This window comes from Providencia sp. PROV040 (assembly GCF_032706145.1).
Lineage (GTDB): Bacteria > Pseudomonadota > Gammaproteobacteria > Enterobacterales > Enterobacteriaceae > Providencia > Providencia hangzhouensis.
This window is the reverse complement of sequence record NZ_CP120532.1, coordinates 150,436-173,100: the sequence shown is the minus strand read 5'-3', so window position 1 is coordinate 173,100 and position 22,665 is coordinate 150,436. Positions and strand designations below refer to the sequence as shown.

Sequence of the window (22,665 nt, the reverse complement as noted above, 5' to 3'; positions counted from 1 at the left end):
CTGCAATATCTAATTATGGTTCTGTTAAAACAAACTTTAAACAAAAAAACGGCCATGAAGGCCGCTTATTGACAAGGTTTGTGCTGTCAGCGCAATTGATTTGCTGCTCCAAGCCCATTCGCCAATAACTGCATCGCATCGTTGAACAGCGCGGAGCCCCGTTCCGGTGTGAGCAATTCCGGCATATCTTCTCGCGGCCAAGTACCGGCTACTTGAATGAGCAAACTGGCAGCCCAGTGGATCTGCTTTTCTTCACTTTCATCGGCCAGAGTGCATACGACGGGGAAACCGTACTTACGCCCCCAGCGACTCACCTCTTTGAACGATACCAGCTCAGGCTTTTGCAAATCCCGGCTGTAGGCCTCAGCTATCATGTGGTTCAGTTCTTTAGCGTCCATTTATCCCACTCTATTGTAAACAAGACATTTTTATCTTTTATATTCAATGGCTTATTTTCCTGCTAATTGGTAATACCATGAAAAATACCATGCTCAGAAAAGGCTTAACAATATTTTGAAAAATTGCCTACTGAGCGCTGCCGCACAGCTCCATAGGCCGCTTTCCTGGCTTTGCTTCCAGATGTATGCTATTCTGCTCCTGCAGCTAATGGATCACCGCAAACAGGTTACTCGCCTGGGGATTCCCTTTCGACCCGAGCATCCGTATGAGACTCATGCTCGATTATTATTATTATAGAAGCCCCCATGAATAAATCGCTCATCATTTTCGGCATCGTCAACATAACCTCGGACAGTTTCTCCGATGGAGGCCGGTATCTGGCGCCAGACGCAGCCATTGCGCAGGCGCGTAAGCTGATGGCCGAGGGGGCAGATGTGATCGACCTCGGTCCGGCATCCAGCAATCCCGACGCCGCGCCTGTTTCGTCCGACACAGAAATCGCGCGTATCGCGCCGGTGCTGGACGCGCTCAAGGCAGATGGCATTCCCGTCTCGCTCGACAGTTATCAACCCGCGACGCAAGCCTATGCCTTGTCGCGTGGTGTGGCCTATCTCAATGATATTCGCGGTTTTCCAGACGCTGCGTTCTATCCGCAATTGGCGAAATCATCTGCCAAACTCGTCGTTATGCATTCGGTGCAAGACGGGCAGGCAGATCGGCGCGAGGCACCCGCTGGCGACATCATGGATCACATTGCGGCGTTCTTTGACGCGCGCATCGCGGCGCTGACGGGTGCCGGTATCAAACGCAACCGCCTTGTCCTTGATCCCGGCATGGGGTTTTTTCTGGGGGCTGCTCCCGAAACCTCGCTCTCGGTGCTGGCGCGGTTCGATGAATTGCGGCTGCGCTTCGATTTGCCGGTGCTTCTGTCTGTTTCGCGCAAATCCTTTCTGCGCGCGCTCACAGGCCGTGGTCCGGGGGATGTCGGGGCCGCGACACTCGCTGCAGAGCTTGCCGCCGCCGCAGGTGGAGCTGACTTCATCCGCACACACGAGCCGCGCCCCTTGCGCGACGGGCTGGCGGTATTGGCGGCGCTGAAAGAAACCGCAAGAATTCGTTAACTGCACATTCGGGATATTTCTCTATATTCGCGCTTCATCAGAAAACTGAAGGAACCTCCATTGAATCGAACTAATATTTTTTTTGGTGAATCGCATTCTGACTGGTTGCCTGTCAGAGGCGGAGAATCTGGTGATTTTGTTTTTCGACGTGGTGACGGGCATGCCTTCGCGAAAATCGCACCTGCTTCCCGCCGCGGTGAGCTCGCTGGAGAGCGTGACCGCCTCATTTGGCTCAAAGGTCGAGGTGTGGCTTGCCCCGAGGTCATCAACTGGCAGGAGGAACAGGAGGGTGCATGCTTGGTGATAACGGCAATTCCGGGAGTACCGGCGGCTGATCTGTCTGGAGCGGATTTGCTCAAAGCGTGGCCGTCAATGGGGCAGCAACTTGGCGCTGTTCACAGCCTATCGGTTGATCAATGTCCGTTTGAGCGCAGGCTGTCGCGAATGTTCGGACGCGCCGTTGATGTGGTGTCCCGCAATGCCGTCAATCCCGACTTCTTACCGGACGAGGACAAGAGTACGCCGCAGCTCGATCTTTTGGCTCGTGTCGAACGAGAGCTACCGGTGCGGCTCGACCAAGAGCGCACCGATATGGTTGTTTGCCATGGTGATCCCTGCATGCCGAACTTCATGGTGGACCCTAAAACTCTTCAATGCACGGGTCTGATCGACCTTGGGCGGCTCGGAACAGCAGATCGCTATGCCGATTTGGCACTCATGATTGCTAACGCCGAAGAGAACTGGGCAGCGCCAGATGAAGCAGAGCGCGCCTTCGCTGTCCTATTCAATGTATTGGGGATCGAAGCCCCCGACCGCGAACGCCTTGCCTTCTATCTGCGATTGGACCCTCTGACTTGGGGTTGATGTTCATGCCGCCTGTTTTTCCTGCTCATTGGCACGTTTCGCAACCTGTTCTCATTGCGGACACCTTTTCCAGCCTCGTTTGGAAAGTTTCATTGCCAGACGGGACTCCTGCAATCGTCAAGGGATTGAAACCTATAGAAGACATTGCTGATGAACTGCGCGGGGCCGACTATCTGGTATGGCGCAATGGGAGGGGAGCAGTCCGGTTGCTCGGTCGTGAGAACAATCTGATGTTGCTCGAATATGCCGGGGAGCGAATGCTCTCTCACATCGTTGCCGAGCACGGCGACTACCAGGCGACCGAAATTGCAGCGGAACTAATGGCGAAGCTGTATGCCGCATCTGAGGAACCCCTGCCTTCTGCCCTTCTCCCGATCCGGGATCGCTTTGCAGCTTTGTTTCAGCGGGCGCGCGATGATCAAAACGCAGGTTGTCAAACTGACTACGTCCACGCGGCGATTATAGCCGATCAAATGATGAGCAATGCCTCGGAACTGCGTGGGCTACATGGCGATCTGCATCATGAAAACATCATGTTCTCCAGTCGCGGCTGGCTGGTGATAGATCCCGTCGGTCTGGTCGGTGAAGTGGGCTTTGGCGCCGCCAATATGTTCTACGATCCGGCTGACAGAGACGACCTTTGTCTCGATCCTAGACGCATTGCACAGATGGCGGACGCATTCTCTCGTGCGCTGGACGTCGATCCGCGTCGCCTGCTCGACCAGGCGTACGCTTATGGGTGCCTTTCCGCAGCTTGGAACGCGGATGGAGAAGAGGAGCAACGCGATCTAGCTATCGCGGCCGCGATCAAGCAGGTGCGACAGACGTCATACTAGATATCAAGCGACTTCTCCTATCCCCTGGGAACACATCAATCTCACCGGAGAATATCGCTGGCCAAAGCCTTAGCGTAGGATTCCGCCCCTTCCCGCAAACGACCCCAAACAGGAAACGCAGCTGAAACGGGAAGCTCAACACCCACTGACGCATGGGTTGTTCAGGCAGTACTTCATCAACCAGCAAGGCGGCACTTTCGGCCATCCGCCGCGCCCCACAGCTCGGGCAGAAACCGCGACGCTTACAGCTGAAAGCGACCAGGTGCTGGGGTCTGACGCTCAGTGGAACGAAAACTCACGTTAAGGGATTTTGGTCATGAGATTATCAAAAAGGATCTTCACCTAGATCCTTTTAAATTAAAAATGAAGTTTTAAATCAATCTAAAGTATATATGAGTAAACTTGGTCTGACAGTTACCAATGCTTAATCAGTGAGGCACCTATCTCAGCGATCTGTCTATTTCGTTCATCCATAGTTGCCTGACTCCCCGTCGTGTAGATAACTACGATACGGGAGGGCTTACCATCTGGCCCCAGTGCTGCAATGATACCGCGAGACCCACGCTCACCGGCTCCAGATTTATCAGCAATAAACCAGCCAGCCGGAAGGGCCGAGCGCAGAAGTGGTCCTGCAACTTTATCCGCCTCCATCCAGTCTATTAATTGTTGCCGGGAAGCTAGAGTAAGTAGTTCGCCAGTTAATAGTTTGCGCAACGTTGTTGCCATTGCTGCAGGCATCGTGGTGTCACGCTCGTCGTTTGGTATGGCTTCATTCAGCTCCGGTTCCCAACGATCAAGGCGAGTTACATGATCCCCCATGTTGTGCAAAAAAGCGGTTAGCTCCTTCGGTCCTCCGATCGTTGTCAGAAGTAAGTTGGCAGCAGTGTTATCACTCATGGTTATGGCAGCACTGCATAATTCTCTTACTGTCATGCCATCCGTAAGATGCTTTTCTGTGACTGGTGAGTACTCAACCAAGTCATTCTGAGAATAGTGTATGCGGCGACCGAGTTGCTCTTGCCCGGCGTCAACACGGGATAATACCGCACCACATAGCAGAACTTTAAAAGTGCTCATCATTGGAAAACGTTCTTCGGGGCGAAAACTCTCAAGGATCTTACCGCTGTTGAGATCCAGTTCGATGTAACCCACTCGTGCACCCAACTGATCTTCAGCATCTTTTACTTTCACCAGCGTTTCTGGGTGAGCAAAAACAGGAAGGCAAAATGCCGCAAAAAAGGGAATAAGGGCGACACGAAAATGTTGAATACTCATACTCTTCCTTTTTCAATATTATTGAAGCATTTACCAGGGTTATTGTCTCATGAGCGGATACATATTTGAATGTATTTAGAAAAATAAACAAATAGGGGTTCCGCGCACATTTCCCCGAAAAGTGCCACCTGACGTCTAAGAAACCATTATTATCATGACATTAACCTATAAAAATAGGCGTATCACGAGGCCTGTGGGAGGAAAATAAAGTGTCATCCTAACTACAGGACCCTGCAACGTAGCAATTCCTGCAAAAATCCATTTAAAACAATGACTTATTTCAATTCTGCCATCTGCAAGCGTTTTGTGGGGATGGAGGCCGGAATCATTAAAGTATCATCCTAATTTTCGCTCAACCTTGGAAAATGCTGAGAATCGTAAAAATAAAGTTTCATCCTTTCCGCTACTAGTTCAAGGCTTTCTTCCGGCCGCCGGCAACAACGCTGCTTGGCTGAGGCGATCCACTTGCGCTACCGCTCACTGATCAGATCGAACTTGAACTCGACGAGCAGCCAACCATCAGGCCGAGCGTGATCGCCAAAAAAAACGGATCATGCGAAATCCTTCGTTGAGTTTGGCGCGGGTTTTAGCAAATCAGCTGGCCCGCGATCCGGTTGAGAGTGATCCGAAGCGGTCCTTGACGACCGGCACAAATCGGCCGATTCTGTTGAAAAAGTAGCTTTAGCGGCAGCCTGCCGATCAGGTGTGCCTGCTGTCGAAGTGGCTGCAAGCCACTTCAAGTTGCCTTCCGGCGTTTCACTGAGCGTCCTTGCTCAGGTTTAAGGGTTAATTTGAGGGTTTCTGCTCGTAGCAGGCATACCTATCCCGTCAGCGGTGGCCCTTGAGGCAAAAGCTTGGCCATGCGGCGCAGGTTCTGCACCATCGCAGCCAAGGTGAATTCGTCAGTGGCACCCGTTAGGCCACGCAGTCGTAAACGGTCGAGTTTCATGATCCGTTTGAGGTGGGCGAAAAGCATCTCCACCTTCTTTCGTTCGCAGCGAGAGACGAGGTACTCCGGTGTCTTGGCGATGCGTCGAGCCACGTCGCGGGCAGCCTCATGGATGCTGCGGACGATCTTCCGATTCGGCGTGTTGGGGCAGCATTTCGCTTTCAACGGGCAGGTGGCGCAGTCGGTTTGGCTGGAGCGGTAAATGACGGTTTTGGCCTTAGTTACCCGCGACCTTTGCTGGGTGAAGGCGCGCCATTCACTGCGTAGCGGTTTGCCGGCTGGGCAGCGATATTCATTGGCGTCCTGACTCCAGTGAAAGTCGTTACTGGAGAGGCTGTCGTCCTTGCGCTCGGTCTTGTCCCACACCGGCACATGCGGTTCGATGTCCTTTTCTTCGACCATCCAGGCCAGCATCGGGGCGGTGCCATAAGCGGTATCGCCGATAAGGCGTTCCGGTGTGAGATCGAACTGCGCCTCGACACGCTCGACCATCGTCCTAGTCGAATCGACTTCGGCGGTACGGTGCGCCGGGGTAGCTTCCACGTCCATGATCACACCGTGCTCAGTGTCGATCAGGTAATTCGTGGAGTAGGCAAAAAAGGCCGGGCCACCTGGCGCTGCTGTCCAACGGGACTGAGGATCAGTGAGCGAAATTTTCTTGGGAAGAGCCTCAGCCAGCGCCTCTTCATCAAGGGCTTCGAGGTACTCGCGCACTGCGCGGCTGCTGAGCTTTGGATCGTTCCAATCGACCTCATCTCCCGCCACCCCACGTTGCCGGCTGGCATCCGCCTTAATGATGCTGGCGTCGACGGCGAAACCTTCACCCTTGACTAGGCCGGCTGCCATGCAGCGCCGCAGCACCTCATTGAATAACCAGCGGAATAGATCGCTGTCACGAAAACGCCCATGGCGATTCTTCGAGAAGGTCGAGTGATTGGGGACTTCGTCTTCCAGACCCAACCGGCAGAACCAGCGATAGGCCAGGTTCAGGTGCACCTCTTCGCACAATCGCCGCTCGGAACGAATGCCATAGCAGTAGCCGACGACCAGCATGCGCACCATCAACTCCGGGTCAATCGAGGGACGCCCGATGGGGCTATAGAAATCTGCCAGGTAGGCACGTAGATCACTGAGATCCAAGCACTGGTCGATGCTGCGCAGGAGATGTTGGGCCGGGACGTGATCTTCCAGATTGAACGAGTAGAACAGGCGCTGCTGTCCTCCCGGTAACTGTCCCATCATGCTGTTCGCCCCCACGCTCGCTGACAAAGCAATTTTGCCAACGGCATGGGGAGGCCGCTACTTTTTCAACAGAATCGGCCGCACACAGCCATTCGGCTCAACAGAACCCTGCCTTTACCCCACCAAACTCCGGAAACTCGCCCGGTAGTCCGTCGGCTTGAGATGCACATGTTGGCTGAGGTCGCCGGGTAGCGTGAACAGGCGCGGACCGTCCCGAAACTGGAACACGCGATACAGATGGAATTGATCGCCCGCCTCCTTGGAGAATTCGAGTTCGTTGTGGCTGACCAAGAAAGACGAGCCTACCCCGCCATTGGTGGTTTTCACCTCGATGAAGCGCTCATGGGCGTCCTCTTCGAACGACAGGATGTCGAACCCCGCACCGTCTCCCTGGGTGTCGGACACCCAATCCAGCCGCTGAAAAAGCTCTGGGTGGCCGAGCTCGGTCAGGCGTTGCTGTTCGTAGCCAATCACCCACTGCTCCCCTGCCCGGCCCAGCTTGCGGTTGGCTTCATCGCGAGCGGCATAATCGAACTTTCGCGGTAGGCGTTGCCGTAGAGATGCCGGGGTACGCACAAGCACTTCACGGGCGGGTGGTTCTACCAAAGCCGCTCGGTAGGTTTTGTCACCCGGAAGTTTTACCTCCTCCAGGGCATCGACAAGAGCGCCGACCGTCTGCTGATGTTCCAGAACGTAGGCGTGTACGGATTTACGCAGCAGCAGTTGGCTGTTGCCGCGTGGCTTGTAGCCGTTGATATAGGGCAGGCCCAGGGCATCGAGTACGGCGCTAATGTTCTGGTGCTTGAGCTCGACTGAAGACTTGCTGCGACCGTTCAGCAGTTGGCGCAGTGCCTGGTTGTGCTCGGACTTGTGGTACGGCTCCCCAGCCGCCTCGGCACGCAGCATGTCGAAATAGTCTTCGACCGTGGCCAGGACCTCTTCTTCGGACCAGTCTTCGCCGATGCGAATGATGCGAAACCCGAGCCGCGTCAGCGCCGGAACGACGGTCGTCTCGCCACCGGAGAAGCTGTCAGCAGTGAGCGGGCCCTGCTCGGGAAATTGCTTGCCGAAGGCCACACCGGCGATGGCCTTGGAATCGCAATCGGTGCCGGTCTTCGGATCACGTACCAGGAAGTCGCGGGACTTGCCGTAGCCGTGGCGCGCCAGGAATTTCGTGCGGCCCAGTTGCACGAACTCATCGATGGCAGCCTGCACGGCGGCGGGGCTTCGAAGCTGGGAGAGTTGAGACACAGGGTCCTTCCTTACTGTCATGGTGTGCCGGGAACCGCCGAGCCACGAGATTATGAGTAGCCCCTGAACAGAAACGTCACGATAAAAGCCGTGAACGCCACCAGGCCCATTAAATCCCTTGCGTATTTGCAGCCCGTGCTGTCCAAACCTGTACCAGGTCCGATCAACACGCTCCAACCATTGAGGTACGAAAACACCGCCTGACCGAACAAAAAATGCGTGATAGCCGCCGCAGCCATGACGCCGGAATCGTCAGACAGGCTGTAGCTGTTGACCATTGCCCTGTACGCCTGCATCTGAAATGGCTATTGCCCTGATGGGAGCCGGCTTTTCAGCCACCGACACCAGCGATGCCGTCAATATTCTTTACCCGATAACCATGACCGTACAAGCTAACAAGGCCTGGCAAGCCAGCGGACTTAAAAAGTCTTTTTTTCTACCATCCCACAAAAAAGTTCGTGGTGGAGAAAAGATAAGCTATGCAAGGCTTTAGGAGACGTGGTTTTTCAGGATGACGAAGAACGATTCGGCGCTAGGTGCAACATAGGTGCATCGCACGAGCGCTAGGAACGGCGAAAAAAGGCGGACGTGGCGAAATCGGTAGACGCAGCAGACTTTAAAATTGGAGTGCCCGCGGGGAAATCCGCGGAGTAGAACCGCTCAAAGTCGGGGAACGCTAACGGGCAATACCCTAAGCCAATCCCGAGCCAAGCCCCTTCGGGGGAAGGTGTAGAGACTGGACGGGCGGCGCCTAAAGCCTTCGGGCAATGGCGAAGGGACAGTCCAGACCACGAACGTCATCAGACGGCGGCGAAAGTCGAGGTGGTACGAAAATCTGCTTCTCTGTGAGAGTACGGGTTCGAGTCCCGTCGTCCGCACCACAAAGCCAAACATCCCTGCGATGATCGACCTCTGGGCGTTTGGTCGTGAGCCCGCCACCCTCGCGCTACGCTTTGCGCAGGCGTCGAAGGCGATCAGGTGCGCCCATCGATTCCGTCGAGCACCATCGCTGCGAGTTCATCGCTGGTGTGTGCACCACTATCGAGAACACGGGTTGTGCATGGAAGCCGTTCCCTTGCGGCCAAGCATCGGGCGACATTCGCTAATCGCCACTCTCGAATCTCCGCATTTCGATTCGGGTCAGGATGCATGGTCTGGTTCGCGATCCGGTGACGCAATAGGTCCTCGTTGAGCGTCAGAAAGATGTGCAGCAGCTGATCGTCGATCCGCCTTACCCCGTCGAGTATCTCAGTCAGATAGTCCGGGTGCACGAGCGTCATTGGGATGATGATGTCCTGCGAGTAATTCCTTCGAATCTCCCTGACCGCCGCGATCGTAAGTCCCCTCCACAAGGGGAGATCCTGATAGTCTCCGCTCGCTGGCATGGGGACCGTTTCTTTCACCACGAACCCGATTTCCTCGGGGTCAAAGATCAGCGATTTGGAACGCCGATCGCGCAGCCGCTTAGCGAGCGTCGTCTTTCCGGCGCCGAAAGGTCCGTTGATCCAGATTATCATTGTCGACGGCCTCTAACCTGAAGGCTCGCAAGAGCGCTCGACGGCCTCGTGCGGAGGCACGATCGGAGTGGTTCCGAAATGCTTCTCAAGATAGGTGACGCCGAACGTCACGATGTCCTGCGCGTCGAACAGGTAGCACTGAGCAAAGCCCACGACACCTTCTCGATGGCGACCGAGCTTCACGTAAGCATTTGCTATAGTTTCAACCGCATCCGGCTTTCCTTCGATAGCAAAGCAATCGAGAATGCCGTTTGAATCGTAATCCGATGCCGTTTTCCAGGCGACTTCACCGTCTCTTCCAAGCATCGGCATCTCATACGTCACCCACCGTTTGTTGGGGATATCGGCAACCGCCTCGGCGTAGTGCAATGCGGTAACGGAGTTTAGCGGCGCACCCAACAGCAGGGCCTTCCCGCCAAGGCGAACGAACCGCTCGACGGGCGATCCTTCCCCCAAGGCGTGACCGAGTTCGTGAGGCTCCGTCAGCGTTTCAGCCAGCGGACCAACCGCGACCATCGATGCATCGGGGTGCGCGCTGCGCCGCGCGCCGGGGGCTTGAACCAGAAATTGATTCAGCAGGCCGAACCCACGGTAAGTCCCGGCTGTTGCGGGATCGAACGGCAGCCAGGTACGGCGGGCTTCGTCATCCAGCCGAGCGCCATTCAGAGTCTCCTCGTAGGGTGATCGGTCCCACGACGCGTATCCCATCACAGTGCCAGTCGGCCCAACCGCGGAGCGTAACGCGGCAACGACCGTCTCCGCTCCTCCTTCGACCGGACCAATCGCTTTAAGTGAGGCATGCACCATCAAGAGGTCACCGGTTTGGACTCCGAGTTTTTGAAGCGCCTCCGTTATTGCCTTCCGCGTATGCATCGCGATATCTCCTCTAAACTGCAAAACACTATACGGGGTCTGACGCTCAGTGGAACGAAAACTCACGTTAAGGGATTTTGGTCATGAGATTATCAAAAAGGATCTTCACCTAGATCCTTTTAAATTAAAAATGAAGTTTTAAATCAATCTAAAGGGCACTGTTGCAAATAGTCGGTGGTGATAAACTTATCATCCCCTTTTGCTGATGGAGCTGCACATGAACCCATTCAAAGGCCGGCATTTTCAGCGTGACATCATTCTGTGGGCCGTACGCTGGTACTGCAAATACGGCATCAGTTACCGTGAGCTGCAGGAGATGCTGGCTGAACGCGGAGTGAATGTCGATCACTCCACGATTTACCGCTGGGTTCAGCGTTATGCGCCTGAAATGGAAAAACGGCTGCGCTGGTACTGGCGTAACCCTTCCGATCTTTGCCCGTGGCACATGGATGAAACCTACGTGAAGGTCAATGGCCGCTGGGCGTATCTGTACCGGGCCGTCGACAGCCGGGGCCGCACTGTCGATTTTTATCTCTCCTCCCGTCGTAACAGCAAAGCTGCATACCGGTTTCTGGGTAAAATCCTCAACAACGTGAAGAAGTGGCAGATCCCGCGATTCATCAACACGGATAAAGCGCCCGCCTATGGTCGCGCGCTTGCTCTGCTCAAACGCGAAGGCCGGTGCCCGTCTGACGTTGAACACCGACAGATTAAGTACCGGAACAACGTGATTGAATGCGATCATGGCAAACTGAAACGGATAATCGGCGCCACGCTGGGATTTAAATCCATGAAGACGGCTTACGCCACCATCAAAGGTATTGAGGTGATGCGTGCACTACGCAAAGGCCAGGCCTCAGCATTTTATTATGGTGATCCCCTGGGCGAAATGCGCCTGGTAAGCAGAGTTTTTGAAATGTAAGGCCTTTGAATAAGACAAAAGGCTGCCTCATCGCTAACTTTGCAACAGTGCCCCCTCGGCTACCACCTCCATTGTCGTTTTCAGAAGACGGCTGCACTGAACGTCAGAAGCCGACTGCACTATAGCAGCGGAGGGGTTGGATCCATCAGGCAACGACGGGCTGCTGCCGGCCATCAGCGGACGCAGGGAGGACTTTCCGCAACCGGCCGTTCGATGCGGCACCGATGGCCTTCGCGCAGGGGTAGTGAATCCGCCAGGATTGACTTGCGCTGCCCTACCTCTCACTAGTGAGGGGCGGCAGCGCATCAAGCGGTGAGCGCACTCCGGCACCGCCAACTTTCAGCACATGCGTGTAAATCATCGTCGTAGAGACGTCGGAATGGCCGAGCAGATCCTGCACGGTTCGAATGTCGTAACCGCTGCGGAGCAAGGCCGTCGCGAACGAGTGGCGGAGGGTGTGCGGTGTGGCGGGCTTCGTGATGCCTGCTTGTTCTACGGCACGTTTGAAGGCGCGCTGAAAGGTCTGGTCATACATGTGATGGCGACGCACGACACCGCTCCGTGGATCGGTCGAATGCGTGTGCTGCGCAAAAACCCAGAACCACGGCCAGGAATGCCGGCGCGCGGATACTTCCGCTCAAGGGCGTCGGGAAGCGCAACGCCGCTGCGGCCCTCGGCCTGGTCCTTCAGCCACCATGCCCGTGCACGCGACAGCTGCTCGCGCAGGCTGGGTGCCAAGCTCTCGGGTAACATCAAGGCCCGATCCTTGGAGCCCTTGCCCTCCCGCACGATGATCGTGCCGTGATCGAAATCCAGATCCTTGACCCGCAGTTGCAAACCCTCACTGATCCGCATGCCCGTTCCATACAGAAGCTGGGCGAACAAACGATGCTCGCCTTCCAGAAAACCGAGGATGCGAACCACTTCATCCGGGGTCAGCACCACCGGCAAGCGCCGCGACGGCCGAGGTCTTCCGATCTCCTGAAGCCAGGGCAGATCCGTGCACAGCACCTTGCCGTAGAAGAACAGCAAGGCCGCCAATGCCTGACGATGCGTGGAGACCGAAACCTTGCGCTCGTTCGCCAGCCAGGACAGAAATGCCTCGACTTCGCTGCTGCCCAAGGTTGCCGGGTGACGCACACCGTGGAAACGGATGAAGGCACGAACCCAGTGGACATAAGCCTGTTCGGTTGGTAAGCTGTAATGCAAGTAGCGTATGCGCTCACGCAACTGGTCCAGAACCTTGACCGAACGCAGCGGTGGTAACGGCGCAGTGGCGGTTTTCATGGCTTGTTATGACTGTTTTTTTGTACAGTCTATGCCTCGGGCATCCAAGCAGCAAGCGCGTTACGCCGTGGGTCGATGTTTGATGTTATGGAGCAGCAACGATGTTACGCAGCAGGGCAGTCGCCCTAAAACAAAGTTAGCCATATGAACTCGGAATCAGTACGCATTTATCTCGTTGCTGCGATGGGAGCCAATCGGGTTATTGGCAATGGTCCTAATATCCCCTGGAAAATTCCGGGTGAGCAGAAGATTTTTCGCAGACTCACTGAGGGAAAAGTCGTTGTCATGGGGCGAAAGACCTTTGAGTCTATCGGCAAGCCTCTACCGAACCGTCACACATTGGTAATCTCACGCCAAGCTAACTACCGCGCCACTGGCTGCGTAGTTGTTTCAACGCTGTCGCACGCTATCGCTTTGGCATCCGAACTCGGCAATGAACTCTACGTCGCGGGCGGAGCTGAGATATACACTCTGGCACTACCTCACGCCCACGGCGTGTTTCTATCTGAGGTACATCAAACCTTCGAGGGTGACGCCTTCTTCCCAATGCTCAACGAAACAGAATTCGAGCTTGTCTCAACCGAAACCATTCAAGCTGTAATTCCGTACACCCACTCCGTTTATGCGCGTCGAAACGGCTAACCATTCCGTCAACGGGACGCCAAAATGCTGCGCATTTTGGTTCCCTCCGCTGCGCTCCGGCTCTCGTTACGTCCAACGTTAGCACCACTGAAACCCAGCTTTATTTAGCTCATGTTTATTCAAACGGCATTTAGCTTTTCAGGCGTTATTCAGTGCCTGTTTTGCCTTTTTTCCGGGCTTCGCCTGCATGGGCTGCGCAGGTTTTCAGTCTTTTTGGCCTCTAGCCCTTGCGTAGCAAGCGCAAGCAGCTATCGTTTTTGCAGTGCTGTGCCGCCTCGGTGGCGCAGCGTTTTTTCACGGTTAGCGCCCGTCGCCAAATTCAAGTTATCCGTTTTGGCTTCTGGTTCTAACATTTCGGTCAAGCCGACCCGCATTCTGCGGTCGGCTTACCTCGCCCGTTAGACATCATGAGGGAAGCGGTGACCATCGAAATTTCGAACCAACTATCAGAGGTGCTAAGCGTCATTGAGCGCCATCTGGAATCAACGTTGCTGGCCGTGCATTTGTACGGCTCCGCAGTGGATGGCGGCCTGAAGCCATACAGCGATATTGATTTGTTGGTTACTGTGGCCGTAAAGCTTGATGAAACGACGCGGCGAGCATTGCTCAATGATCTTATGGAGGCTTCGGCTTTCCCTGGCGAGAGCGAGACGCTCCGCGCTATAGAAGTCACCCTTGTCGTGCATGACGACATCATCCCGTGGCGTTATCCGGCTAAGCGCGAGCTGCAATTTGGAGAATGGCAGCGCAATGACATTCTTGCGGGTATCTTCGAGCCAGCCATGATCGACATTGATCTAGCTATCCTGCTTACAAAAGCAAGAGAACATAGCGTTGCCTTGGTAGGTCCGGCAGCGGAGGAATTCTTTGACCCGGTTCCTGAACAGGATCTATTCGAGGCGCTGAGGGAAACCTTGAAGCTATGGAACTCGCAGCCCGACTGGGCCGGCGATGAGCGAAATGTAGTGCTTACGTTGTCCCGCATTTGGTACAGCGCAATAACCGGCAAAATCGCGCCGAAGGATGTCGCTGCCGACTGGGCAATAAAACGCCTACCTGCCCAGTATCAGCCCGTCTTACTTGAAGCTAAGCAAGCTTATCTGGGACAAAAAGAAGATCACTTGGCCTCACGCGCAGATCACTTGGAAGAATTTATTCGCTTTGTGAAAGGCGAGATCATCAAGTCAGTTGGTAAATGATGTCTAACAATTCGTTCAAGCCGACCGCGCTACGCGCGGCGGCTTAACTCCGGCGTTAGATGCACTAAGCACATAATTGCTCACAGCCAAACTATCAGGTCAAGTTTGCTTTTATTATTTTTAAGCGTGCATAATAAGCCCTACACAAATTGGGAGATATATCATGAAAGGCTGGCTTTTTCTTGTTATCGCAATAGTTGGCGAAGTAATCGCAACATCCGCATTAAAATCTAGCGAGGGCTTTACTAAGCTTGCCCCTTCCGCCGTTGTCATAATCGGGGTTTTGTTGAATAAATCGAACTTTTGCTGAGTTGAAGGATCAGATCACGTATCTTCCCGACAACGCAGACCGTTCCGTGGCAAAGCAAAAGTTCAAAATCACCAACTGGCCCACCTACAATAAAGCCCTCATCAACCGTGGCTCCATAACTTTCTGGCTGGATGATGAAGCTATTCAGGCCTGGTATGAGTCAGCAACACCTTCTTCACGAGGCAGACCTCAGCGCTATTCTGACCTTGCCATCACGACTGTGCTGGTCATTAAACGCGTATTCAGGCTGACCCTGCGCGCTGCGCAGGGCTTTATTGATTCCATTTTTTCTCTGATGAACGTTCCGCTACGCTGCCCGGATTACAGCTGTGTCAGCAGGCGGGCAAAGTCGGTTAATATCAGTTTCAAAACGCCCACCCGGGTGAAATCGCACACCTGGTAATTGATTCCACCGGGCTGAAGGTCTTCGGTGAAGGCGAGTGGAAAGTCAAAAAGCATGGCCAGGAACGCCGTCGTATATGGCGTAAGCTGCATCTGGCAGTTGACAGTAAAACACATGAAATCATCTGCGCTGACCTGTCGCTGAACAACGTTACGGACTCAGAGGCCTTCCCCGGGTTAATCCGGCAAACCCACCGGAAAATCAGGTCAGCCGCCGCCGATGGAGCTTACGATACCCGGCTCTGTCACGATGAACTGCGGCGTAAGAAAATCAGCGCGCTTATCCCGCCCCGAAAAGGTGCGGGTTACTGGCCCGGTGAATATGCAGACCGTAACCGTGCAGTGGCTAATCAGCGAATGACCGGGAGTAATGCGCGGTGGAAATGGACAACAGATTACAACCGTCGCTCGATAGCGGAAACGGCGATGTACCGGGTAAAACAGCTGTTCGGGGGTTCACTGACGCTGCGTGACTACGATGGTCAGGTTGCGGAGGCTATGGCCCTGGTACGAGCGCTGAACAAAATGACGAAAGCAGGTATGCCTGAAAGCGTGCGTATTGCCTGAAAACACAACCCGCTACGGGGGAGACTTACCCGAAATCTGATTTATTCAACAAAGCCACGCGCTGGACACACCACGATGACAGCGGTTTTATCCCTTACGCCATCACCACCGGCCTTGATTACGAGGCGATGACCGAACAGCGCAAAGGCTATGAGAACTTTGTTTATCAGAACGGCGTTTACGATCTCGGCACCAAAGGTGATATGCGACGTAACGAACGTAACCTGATGTGGAACCTCGATCCCTACATTCAAACGCACTGGCAGCTCACCTCAGCCCTGGGGCTGGACGCCGGGGCGCGCTATAGCTCGGTATGGTTTGATTCCAACGATCGTTATGTTGTAGGTAAAAATGGTGATGATAGCGGCGAAGCGAGCTATCACAAGTGGCTTCCGGCGGCAGCGCTGAAGTATGCCATGACGCCGCAGTGGAACGTTTACCTCTCTGCCGGGAGGGGATTTGAAACGCCGACCATTAACGAGCTGTCCTATCGTCCCGATGGTCAGTCCGGGCTTAACTTTGCTCTGCAACCGGCCACTAACACCACCGTTGAAGCAGGCAGTAAATGGCAGGTGGGCACCGGGATGGCGAGCCTGAGCGTCTTCAATACGGACACGAAAAATGAAATTGTCGTTGCCGCCAGCGACAATGGCCGTACGTCCTATCAGAACGCGGGCAAGACGCGCCGCCGCGGGGTCGAACTGGGATGGGATCAGCAATTTGCGCCCGCCTGGCGCGCCAAACTGGCGTGGACGCTGCTGGATGCGACCTACCGTGAAAACGCCGGCGATGCTATTCAGAGCGGCAATCGGATCCCGGGGATTGCACGTAATAGCGCCTATGCCTCCTTTGGCTGGGTGCCGGAAGAGGGATGGTACGCTGGCGCTGAAGTCCGCTATATGAGCGATATTCAGGTCAACGATGCCAATAGCGAGCAGGCTCCAGCCTATACGGTGACGGCACTGAATACCGGCTATAAATATGTGCTAGATAACTGGACCGTCGACCTCTATACGCGCGTTGATAACCTGTTTGATAAGCGCTACGTCGGCTCTGTTATCGTCAACGAGAGCAACGGACGCTATTATGAACCGGCGCCGGGCCGTAACTATGGCGTTGGGCTATCGGTCAGCTATCAGTTTGATTCGCTGTAACAATACGGCTGCCGGAGAGTGCTATTGAGGTGAGGCTCCGGCAGCGGGTAAAGGCGTTGATTCCTGGTAACAATAAGCTGCTTATTGATGTATCAGTAAGCATGCCGGCAGCCATTGCGCTTGATATAATACTACCCCATATGAGCAAGAGTATTTTCACGGAAAAGCTAGCAGCCAATTTCGGCCTCGCGGCCTTCCCGCTTCTCAATTGAGCATATAATTTTTCCGCAGCCAAAACCTGCTCAGGTTCAGGCTTGGTCCTTACAGACTGGTATTCAACAATCGAACCATTCTTAGCTATTGGCGTTACATAAGCACTTACCCAATAGTGGTCGCCATTTTTACAGCGATTTTTTACTAGCCCCATCCATGAGCGGCCAGATTTTAATGTACTCCACATATGCTCAAATGCAGCAGGCGGCATATCTGGGTGTCTTACGATGTTGTGAGGCTGGCCTAATAGTTCTTCCTCAGTGAAACCACTGATTTTAATGAAGTCAGGATTAACGTACGTGATATGGCTTTGAGGGGAGGTAGTCGAAAGAATATTGGCATCTTTTGGGAGTTCTAAGTTTCGACCCGTCACTGGTAAATTCTGGCGCATAAGAACCTCAAGGGTTGGCTGTTTTATTTTATTGTTTTCGGCATTAAGCCCAATTTCTTGAGCGTTACGATAAAGCTAGCATGGAAACGATAGGTGCAAGCAAGTTAAGGGTTGCATCGCGCATGTCAATCTAGGCTATACCCTAACTTGATGTCAGGCAGGGCCGCGCCGCTTCGTCAGAATAGAGTCTGCTTTCCCATTTTTTGACACATGCCCGCGAAGGTTATAGATTTCAGCCTGACAGAAATGGGCTTTGAGGCACAACGGAACAGAAAGTGCACTTAAGCCGCCTTCAACCAAGGAGACATCGTGCAGGGGCACCGCATCGGCTACGTCCGGGTCAGCAGCTTTGACCAGAACCCGGAACGCCAGCTGGAACAAACCCAGGTGAGCAAGGTGTTCACCGACAAGGCATCGGGCAAGGACACCCAGCGCCCCCAGCTCGAAGCGCTGCTGAGCTTCGTCCGCGAAGGCGATACAGTGGTGGTGCACAGCATGGATCGGCTGGCCCGCAACCTCGATGACCTGCGTCGCTTGGTACAGAAGCTGACTCAGCGCGGCGTGCGCATCGAGTTCCTGAAGGAGGGCCTGGTGTTCACTGGCGAGGACTCGCCGATGGCCAACCTGATGCTGTCGGTGATGGGGGCCTTCGCTGAGTTCGAGCGCGCCCTGATCCGCGAGCGGCAGCGTGAGGGCATCGCCTTGGCCAAGCAGCGTGGCGCGTACCGGGGCCGCAAGAAAGCCCTGTCCGATGAGCAGGCTGCTACCCTGCGGCAGCGAGCGACGGCCGGCGAGCCCAAGGCGCAGCTTGCCCGCGAGTTCAACATCAGCCGGGAAACCCTCTACCAGTACCTCCGCACGGACGACTGACACATGCCGCGTCGCTTGATCCTCTCGGCCACGGAGCGGGACACCCTGCTTGCGCTGCCGGAAAGCCAGGATGACCTGATCCGCTACTACACCTTCAACGACTCCGACCTGTCGCTGATCCGCCAGCGACGCGGCGACGCCAACCGCCTCGGCTTCGCCGTGCAGCTCTGCCTGCTGCGCTACCCCGGTTACGCGCTGGGAACCGACAGCGAGCTGCCCGAGCCGGTCATCCTGTGGGTGGCGAAGCAAGTCCAGGCCGAGCCGGCGAGCTGGGCAAAGTACGGCGAGCGCGACGTGACCCGTCGCGAGCATGCCCAGGAACTGCGCACCTACCTGCAACTGGCCCCGTTCGGCCTGTCCGACTTCCGCGCCCTGGTGCGCGAGCTAACCGAGCTGGCCCAGCAGACCGACAAAGGCTTGCTGCTGGCCGGTCAGGCCCTGGAGAGCCTACGGCAGAAACGACGCATCCTGCCGGCGCTGAGCGTGATTGACCGGGCCTGCTCGGAAGCCATTGCGCGAGCCAATCGGCGGGTCTACCGCGCCCTGGTCGAACCACTCACGGACTCGCATCGGGCCAAGCTGGACGAGCTGTTGAAGCTCAAGGCCGGCAGCAGCATCACCTGGTTGACCTGGCTGCGCCAGGCACCGCTGAAACCCAACTCTCGGCACATGCTGGAACACATCGAGCGGCTGAAGACATTTCAGTTGGTGGACTTGCCCGAAGGCCTGGGCCGGCACATCCACCAGAACCGCCTGCTCAAGCTGGCCCGCGAGGGTGGGCAGATGACGCCCAAAGACCTCGGTAAGTTCGAGCCGCAGCGCCGCTACGCGACCCTGGCCGCCGTGGTGCTGGAGAGCACCGCGACCGTGATCGATGAGCTGGTCGATCTGCATGACCGCATCCTGGTCAAGCTGTTCAGCGGCGCGAAGCACAAGCATCAGCAGCAGTTCCAGAAGCAGGGCAAGGCGATCAACGACAAGGTGCGCCTGTACTCCAGGATCGGCCAGGCGCTGCTGGAAGCGAAGGAAAGCGGCAGCGACCCCTATGCCGCCATCGAGGCGGTGATTCCCTGGGACGAGTTCACCGAGAGCGTCAGCGAGGCCGAGCTGCTGGCCCGGCCGGAAGGCTTCGACCACCTGCACCTGGTCGGCGAGAACTTCGCCACCCTGCGCCGTTACACGCCGGCCTTGCTGGAGGTGCTGGAACTGCGCGCCGCGCCGGCCGCGCAAGGCGTGCTGGCAGCCGTGCAGACCCTGCGTGAGATGAACGCCGACAACCTGCGCAAGGTGCCGGCCGATGCACCCACGGCCTTCATCAAGCCGCGCTGGAAGCCGCTGGTGATCACCCCGGAAGGCCTCGACCGGAAATTCTACGAAATCTGCGCCCTGTCCGAGCTGAAGAACGCCCTGCGCTCCGGCGACATCTGGGTCAAGGGCTCGCGGCAGTTCCGCGACTTCGACGACTACCTGCTGCCGGCCGAGAAGTTCGCCGCACTCAAGCGCGAGCAGGCCCTGCCCCTGGCGATCAACCCGAACAGCGACCAGTACCTGGAAGAGCGTTTGCAGCTGCTGGACGAGCAGTTGGCCACCGTCACCCGCCTGGCCAAGGACAACGAGCTGCCCGATGCCATCCTCACCGAGTCAGGGCTGAAAATCACCCCGCTGGATGCGGCGGTGCCGGATCGGGCGCAGGCGCTGATCGACCAAACCAGCCAGTTACTGCCGCGCATCAAGATCACCGAACTGCTGATGGACGTGGACGACTGGACGGGCTTCAGCCGCCACTTCACCCACTTGAAGGACGGGGCCGAGGCCAAAGACAGGACGTTGCTGCTGTCCGCAATCCTCGGTGATGCGATCAACCTCGGGCTGACCAAGATGGCCGAGTCGAGCCCCGGCCTGACCTACGCCAAGCTGTCCTGGCTGCAAGCCTGGCACATCCGCGACGAAACCTATTCGGCGGCCTTGGCCGAGCTGGTCAACCACCAGTATCGCCACGCCTTTGCCGCCCACTGGGGCGACGGCACGACCTCATCCTCCGATGGCCAGCGCTTCCGCGCGGGTGGCCGGGGCGAGAGCACCGGGCACGTCAACCCGAAGTACGGTAGCGAGCCGGGACGGCTGTTCTATACCCATATCTCCGACCAGTACGCGCCGTTCAGCACCCGCGTGGTGAATGTCGGCGTCCGCGATTCCACCTATGTGCTCGACGGCCTGCTGTACCACGAGTCCGACCTGCGGATCGAGGAGCACTACACCGACACGGCCGGCTTCACCGATCACGTCTTTGCCCTGATGCACCTGCTAGGCTTCCGCTTCGCGCCGCGCATCCGCGACCTCGGCGAAACCAAGCTGTACGTGCCGCAGGGCGTGCAAGCCTACCCGACGTTGCGCCCGCTGATCGGCGGCACCCTGAACATCAAGCACGTGCGTGCCCACTGGGACGACATCCTGCGCCTGGCCAGCTCGATCAAGCAGGGCACCGTCACCGCCTCGCTGATGCTGCGCAAGCTCGGCAGCTACCCGCGCCAGAACGGACTGGCCGTGGCCCTGCGCGAGCTGGGCCGGATCGAGCGCACGCTGTTCATCCTGGACTGGCTGCAAAGTGTTGAACTGCGCCGCCGCGTGCATGCCGGCCTGAACAAAGGTGAGGCGCGCAACTCGCTGGCCAGGGCGGTGTTCTTCAACCGCCTTGGGGAAATCAGGGATCGGAGCTTCGAGCAGCAGCGCTACCGGGCCAGCGGCCTCAACCTGGTGACGGCGGCTATCGTGCTGTGGAACACGGTGTACCTGGAACGCGCCACCCAGGGGTTGGTCGAGGCCGGCAAGCCGGTGGACGGCGAGCTGCTGCAATTCCTGTCGCCGCTGGGCTGGGAGCACATCAACCTAACCGGCGATTACGTCTGGCGGCAGAGCCGCAGACTGGAAGACGGGAAGTTTCGGCCCTTACGGATGCCCGGAAAACCTTAGCGTACGATTTTTTCCGAATTCTGCGGGCTCCCCCTGGATGAATCAGCGTGACCGCGTAACAAGGCTTTTCCGCAGCCGGAAGGGCTTTGTCCCACACAAACAATTCCAATCGACAGCAGCATGATATATAATTATGATAATTACCGTATTATCGTAATTATCGTAATTATCGTAAACATTACAAATTAAAAGGAACGTTCTCATGGCAAGAAAATTGGTTGAGTTTGACGATGTAGCGGCTGCGGCCCAAAAGCTCAAGGACGCCGGTAAACGCCCAACGGTCATCGCTATCAGAGACATCATTGGCAAGGGGAGCTTTACCACCATTTCAACGTATCTCAAACAGTGGTCAGAGGAACACTCCCTCGATGAAGAGCTGGTAGAGGTAGTCCTTCCAGAATCGGTTATGAGCGATGCTGAGCTCTTCCTACAGAAGATCTATACGGTAGCCAAAGCAAGCGCCGATGAACAGCTTGAGCGCGAGCGTGAACTGCTACGACAGAAAGAAATTGAGTACCAGGAAGATATGCAGCAAGCCGTGGACATGGCAAATGATGCCACCGAACGGGCTGAGCTACTGGAGGAACAACTTGAAGCTCTCACCAACAAAAAATCAGAGCTCGATGCGGCCCTTGGTAAGGCAGAAAACTCGCTATCCCTCAAGTCTGCGGAGCTAGAACGCTCACTGGCTGACATTGATAAGCTGGAAAAGCGGATCGTTGAGTTGGAGGGCAAGCTGGAGGCGAAAGCCGCAGATCTGACCCGAGCACAGGATCACCTGGAGCAAGCTAAAAGCGAAAATCGCTCTTTGAGCCAAAAATTGGCAACTACAGAGGGTGAGTTGGAGGAGCAAAAAGGCAAGAGTATAGAGCAGACAGAAAAGCTCCGGGCCGCTCAGGAACAAAAAACATCGTTGAAAGAGCAGCTCGAAAATGTACAGGCCAAACTGGCCCAATCACAGGACTCCCTTGCCACAGCCAAAGCTCATGGCGAATCCGCTGAACGAGAGTGCCAGCGCCTATCTGGAGAGGTAGAAAAGCTGGACGCCAAATTATCCAGCGCCGAAGCAGAAGCTCGCGCTCTTGTTCAAGACAAAGGCATGATGGCTGGTCAGTTGCAGGAAAAAGACCAGCAGGCCAAGAGCCTCGAACAAAGACTCAATGATGCACTGACCAAAATTTCTGGGTTGGAGCAAGAGCTCGCTAAAGCTGGTAAGGGAGGGAAAAAGAAAGAGGAAAACTGATGGCGCGAAAGGCTAAATATTCAGAAGAGTGGCGACACAGAGCTGCGGCTCTTCAAACCAAGATTGAGGAGGCTATGACACTAGCCACCTCATCTATTGGCGACTATCGCTGGTTACACCGTCTCCATAGTTGGGTTACGGAGGTGGCTCAAGGTAAAGCCCCAGACT

17 protein-coding genes and 7 pseudogenes are annotated in these 22,665 nt (G+C 55.8%); 14 read left to right on the top strand and 10 right to left on the bottom strand.

From position 1 onward, the window contains the following. Window positions 1–86: 86 nt before the first annotated feature. The gene (locus P3L40_RS25095) at window positions 87–398 is read right to left on the bottom strand and encodes a hypothetical protein (RefSeq protein ID WP_000338945.1); all 312 of its coding nucleotides are present in this window, start codon (window positions 396–398) and stop codon (window positions 87–89) included. A gap of 306 nt (window positions 399–704) precedes the next feature. On the opposite strand from P3L40_RS25095, the gene sul2 reads away from it, so the two are divergent. Genes sul2 through P3L40_RS25080 form a run of 3 tightly spaced genes read left to right on the top strand, consistent with a single transcriptional unit; the run spans window position 705 to window position 3,220 of the window. Then, a complete protein-coding gene (sul2, locus tag P3L40_RS25090) occupies window positions 705–1,520 on the top strand; it encodes a sulfonamide-resistant dihydropteroate synthase Sul2 (RefSeq protein WP_001043260.1) in 816 nt (271 codons plus the stop codon). A 60-nt stretch (window positions 1,521–1,580) separates the two neighbouring features. Beyond that, window positions 1,581–2,384 carry an aminoglycoside O-phosphotransferase APH(3'')-Ib gene (gene aph(3'')-Ib, locus P3L40_RS25085; protein WP_001082319.1) on the top strand — a complete coding sequence of 268 codons (804 nt, stop codon included), beginning with the start codon at window positions 1,581–1,583 and terminating at the stop codon, window positions 2,382–2,384. After that, a complete protein-coding gene (locus P3L40_RS25080) occupies window positions 2,384–3,220 on the top strand; it encodes an aminoglycoside O-phosphotransferase APH(6)-Id (protein WP_000480968.1) in 837 nt (278 codons plus the stop codon). Before aph(3'')-Ib ends, P3L40_RS25080 begins: the two co-directional genes overlap by 1 nt. Window positions 3,221–3,326: 106 nt before the next feature. On the opposite strand, the pseudogene P3L40_RS25075 reads toward P3L40_RS25080, so the two are convergent. The 5 genes and pseudogenes from P3L40_RS25075 to P3L40_RS25055 form a co-directional block, all read right to left on the bottom strand. Continuing rightward, window positions 3,327–3,500: pseudogene (locus P3L40_RS25075) on the bottom strand (transposase zinc-binding domain-containing protein); the annotation flags it as partial. Window positions 3,501–3,634: 134 nt separating this feature from the next. Next, complete coding sequence (locus tag P3L40_RS25070; protein WP_000027057.1) at window positions 3,635–4,495, bottom strand: broad-spectrum class A beta-lactamase TEM-1; 861 nt, start codon at window positions 4,493–4,495, stop codon at window positions 3,635–3,637. Between the two features lie 820 nt (window positions 4,496–5,315). Beyond that, a complete protein-coding gene (locus P3L40_RS25065) occupies window positions 5,316–6,686 on the bottom strand; it encodes an IS1182-like element ISCfr1 family transposase (RefSeq protein ID WP_000971921.1) in 1,371 nt (456 codons plus the stop codon). Between the two features lie 114 nt (window positions 6,687–6,800). Then, window positions 6,801–7,937: a DUF3883 domain-containing protein gene (locus tag P3L40_RS25060; RefSeq protein ID WP_000080861.1), complete on the bottom strand. Its 1,137-nt coding sequence runs from the start codon at window positions 7,935–7,937 to the stop codon at window positions 6,801–6,803. A gap of 50 nt (window positions 7,938–7,987) precedes the next feature. Continuing rightward, window positions 7,988–8,215, bottom strand: a complete 228-nt coding sequence (locus tag P3L40_RS25055) for a hypothetical protein (protein ID WP_000248278.1) — start codon at window positions 8,213–8,215, stop codon at window positions 7,988–7,990. A gap of 23 nt (window positions 8,216–8,238) precedes the next feature. On the opposite strand from P3L40_RS25055, the gene P3L40_RS25050 reads away from it, so the two are divergent. Continuing rightward, on the top strand, window positions 8,239–8,430 hold the full coding sequence (locus P3L40_RS25050) for a hypothetical protein (protein WP_000951934.1): 192 nt from the start codon (window positions 8,239–8,241) through the stop codon (window positions 8,428–8,430). A gap of 481 nt (window positions 8,431–8,911) precedes the next feature. Here the strand turns inward: P3L40_RS25050 and P3L40_RS25045 are convergent, their stop codons facing one another. After that, window positions 8,912–9,454: an AAA family ATPase gene (locus P3L40_RS25045; RefSeq protein WP_000587837.1), complete on the bottom strand. Its 543-nt coding sequence runs from the start codon at window positions 9,452–9,454 to the stop codon at window positions 8,912–8,914. A 12-nt stretch (window positions 9,455–9,466) separates the two neighbouring features. Further along, window positions 9,467–10,327, bottom strand: a complete 861-nt coding sequence (gene aac(3)-IId, locus P3L40_RS25040; protein WP_000557454.1) for an aminoglycoside N-acetyltransferase AAC(3)-IId — start codon at window positions 10,325–10,327, stop codon at window positions 9,467–9,469. Window positions 10,328–10,544: 217 nt separating this feature from the next. Between aac(3)-IId and P3L40_RS25035 the strand changes: the two genes are divergently transcribed. Then, window positions 10,545–11,249, top strand: a complete 705-nt coding sequence (locus tag P3L40_RS25035; protein WP_001067855.1) for an IS6-like element IS26 family transposase — start codon at window positions 10,545–10,547, stop codon at window positions 11,247–11,249. Between the two features lie 274 nt (window positions 11,250–11,523). Here P3L40_RS25035 and intI1 read toward each other — a convergent pair. Next, window positions 11,524–12,536: pseudogene (gene intI1, locus P3L40_RS25030) on the bottom strand (class 1 integron integrase IntI1). Between the two features lie 144 nt (window positions 12,537–12,680). On the opposite strand from intI1, the gene dfrA12 reads away from it, so the two are divergent. The 6 genes and pseudogenes from dfrA12 to P3L40_RS25000 all read left to right on the top strand — a co-directional run. Further along, entirely contained in the window at window positions 12,681–13,178 is a 498-nt protein-coding gene (gene dfrA12 / locus P3L40_RS25025; protein WP_001083725.1) for a trimethoprim-resistant dihydrofolate reductase DfrA12, read from the top strand. 111 nt (window positions 13,179–13,289) lie between these two features. Next, complete coding sequence (locus tag P3L40_RS25020) at window positions 13,290–13,580, top strand: DUF1010 domain-containing protein (RefSeq protein WP_001336345.1); 291 nt, start codon at window positions 13,290–13,292, stop codon at window positions 13,578–13,580. Window positions 13,581–13,585: 5 nt separating this feature from the next. After that, window positions 13,586–14,424, top strand: a pseudogene (locus tag P3L40_RS25015) (AadA family aminoglycoside 3''-O-nucleotidyltransferase). Between the two features lie 116 nt (window positions 14,425–14,540). Beyond that, window positions 14,541–14,657, top strand: a pseudogene (locus P3L40_RS25010) (SMR family transporter); the annotation flags it as partial. 31 nt (window positions 14,658–14,688) lie between these two features. Beyond that, window positions 14,689–15,656, top strand: a pseudogene (locus P3L40_RS25005) (IS5-like element IS903B family transposase). A 56-nt stretch (window positions 15,657–15,712) separates the two neighbouring features. Beyond that, a pseudogene (locus P3L40_RS25000) lies at window positions 15,713–16,810 on the top strand (TonB-dependent receptor domain-containing protein); the annotation flags it as partial. 67 nt (window positions 16,811–16,877) lie between these two features. On the opposite strand, the pseudogene P3L40_RS24995 reads toward P3L40_RS25000, so the two are convergent. Beyond that, window positions 16,878–17,414 (bottom strand): annotated as a pseudogene (locus P3L40_RS24995) (PAS domain-containing protein); the annotation flags it as partial. 309 nt (window positions 17,415–17,723) lie between these two features. Between P3L40_RS24995 and P3L40_RS24990 the strand changes: the two are divergent. The 3 genes from P3L40_RS24990 to P3L40_RS24980 all read left to right on the top strand — a co-directional run bounded on the left by P3L40_RS24990 (window position 17,724) and on the right by P3L40_RS24980 (window position 22,497). Continuing rightward, the gene (locus P3L40_RS24990; RefSeq protein ID WP_001161490.1) at window positions 17,724–18,284 is read left to right on the top strand and encodes a recombinase family protein; all 561 of its coding nucleotides are present in this window, start codon (window positions 17,724–17,726) and stop codon (window positions 18,282–18,284) included. A 3-nt stretch (window positions 18,285–18,287) separates the two neighbouring features. After that, window positions 18,288–21,254 carry a Tn3-like element TnAs1 family transposase gene (locus P3L40_RS24985; protein ID WP_001138014.1) on the top strand — a complete coding sequence of 989 codons (2,967 nt, stop codon included), beginning with the start codon at window positions 18,288–18,290 and terminating at the stop codon, window positions 21,252–21,254. Between the two features lie 202 nt (window positions 21,255–21,456). Next, complete coding sequence (locus tag P3L40_RS24980) at window positions 21,457–22,497, top strand: DNA-binding protein (protein WP_000101568.1); 1,041 nt, start codon at window positions 21,457–21,459, stop codon at window positions 22,495–22,497. The last annotated feature ends 168 nt before the right edge of the window (window positions 22,498–22,665 follow it).

Coding starts and splice junctions, on each gene's coding strand:
- P3L40_RS25095 (WP_000338945.1), bottom strand. CDS start 398: ATGGACGCTAAAGAACTGAACCACATGATAGCTGAGGCCTACAGCCGG.
- sul2 (WP_001043260.1), top strand. CDS start 705: ATGAATAAATCGCTCATCATTTTCGGCATCGTCAACATAACCTCGGAC.
- P3L40_RS25080 (WP_000480968.1), top strand. CDS start 2,384: ATGTTCATGCCGCCTGTTTTTCCTGCTCATTGGCACGTTTCGCAACCT.
- P3L40_RS25070 (WP_000027057.1), bottom strand. CDS start 4,495: ATGAGTATTCAACATTTTCGTGTCGCCCTTATTCCCTTTTTTGCGGCA.
- P3L40_RS25065 (WP_000971921.1), bottom strand. CDS start 6,686: ATGATGGGACAGTTACCGGGAGGACAGCAGCGCCTGTTCTACTCGTTC.
- P3L40_RS25055 (WP_000248278.1), bottom strand. CDS start 8,215: ATGGTCAACAGCTACAGCCTGTCTGACGATTCCGGCGTCATGGCTGCG.
- P3L40_RS25050 (WP_000951934.1), top strand. CDS start 8,239: ATGGCTATTGCCCTGATGGGAGCCGGCTTTTCAGCCACCGACACCAGC.
- P3L40_RS25045 (WP_000587837.1), bottom strand. CDS start 9,454: ATGATAATCTGGATCAACGGACCTTTCGGCGCCGGAAAGACGACGCTC.
- P3L40_RS25035 (WP_001067855.1), top strand. CDS start 10,545: ATGAACCCATTCAAAGGCCGGCATTTTCAGCGTGACATCATTCTGTGG.
- dfrA12 (WP_001083725.1), top strand. CDS start 12,681: ATGAACTCGGAATCAGTACGCATTTATCTCGTTGCTGCGATGGGAGCC.
- P3L40_RS25020 (WP_001336345.1), top strand. CDS start 13,290: ATGTTTATTCAAACGGCATTTAGCTTTTCAGGCGTTATTCAGTGCCTG.
- P3L40_RS24985 (WP_001138014.1), top strand. CDS start 18,288: ATGCCGCGTCGCTTGATCCTCTCGGCCACGGAGCGGGACACCCTGCTT.
- P3L40_RS24980 (WP_000101568.1), top strand. CDS start 21,457: ATGGCAAGAAAATTGGTTGAGTTTGACGATGTAGCGGCTGCGGCCCAA.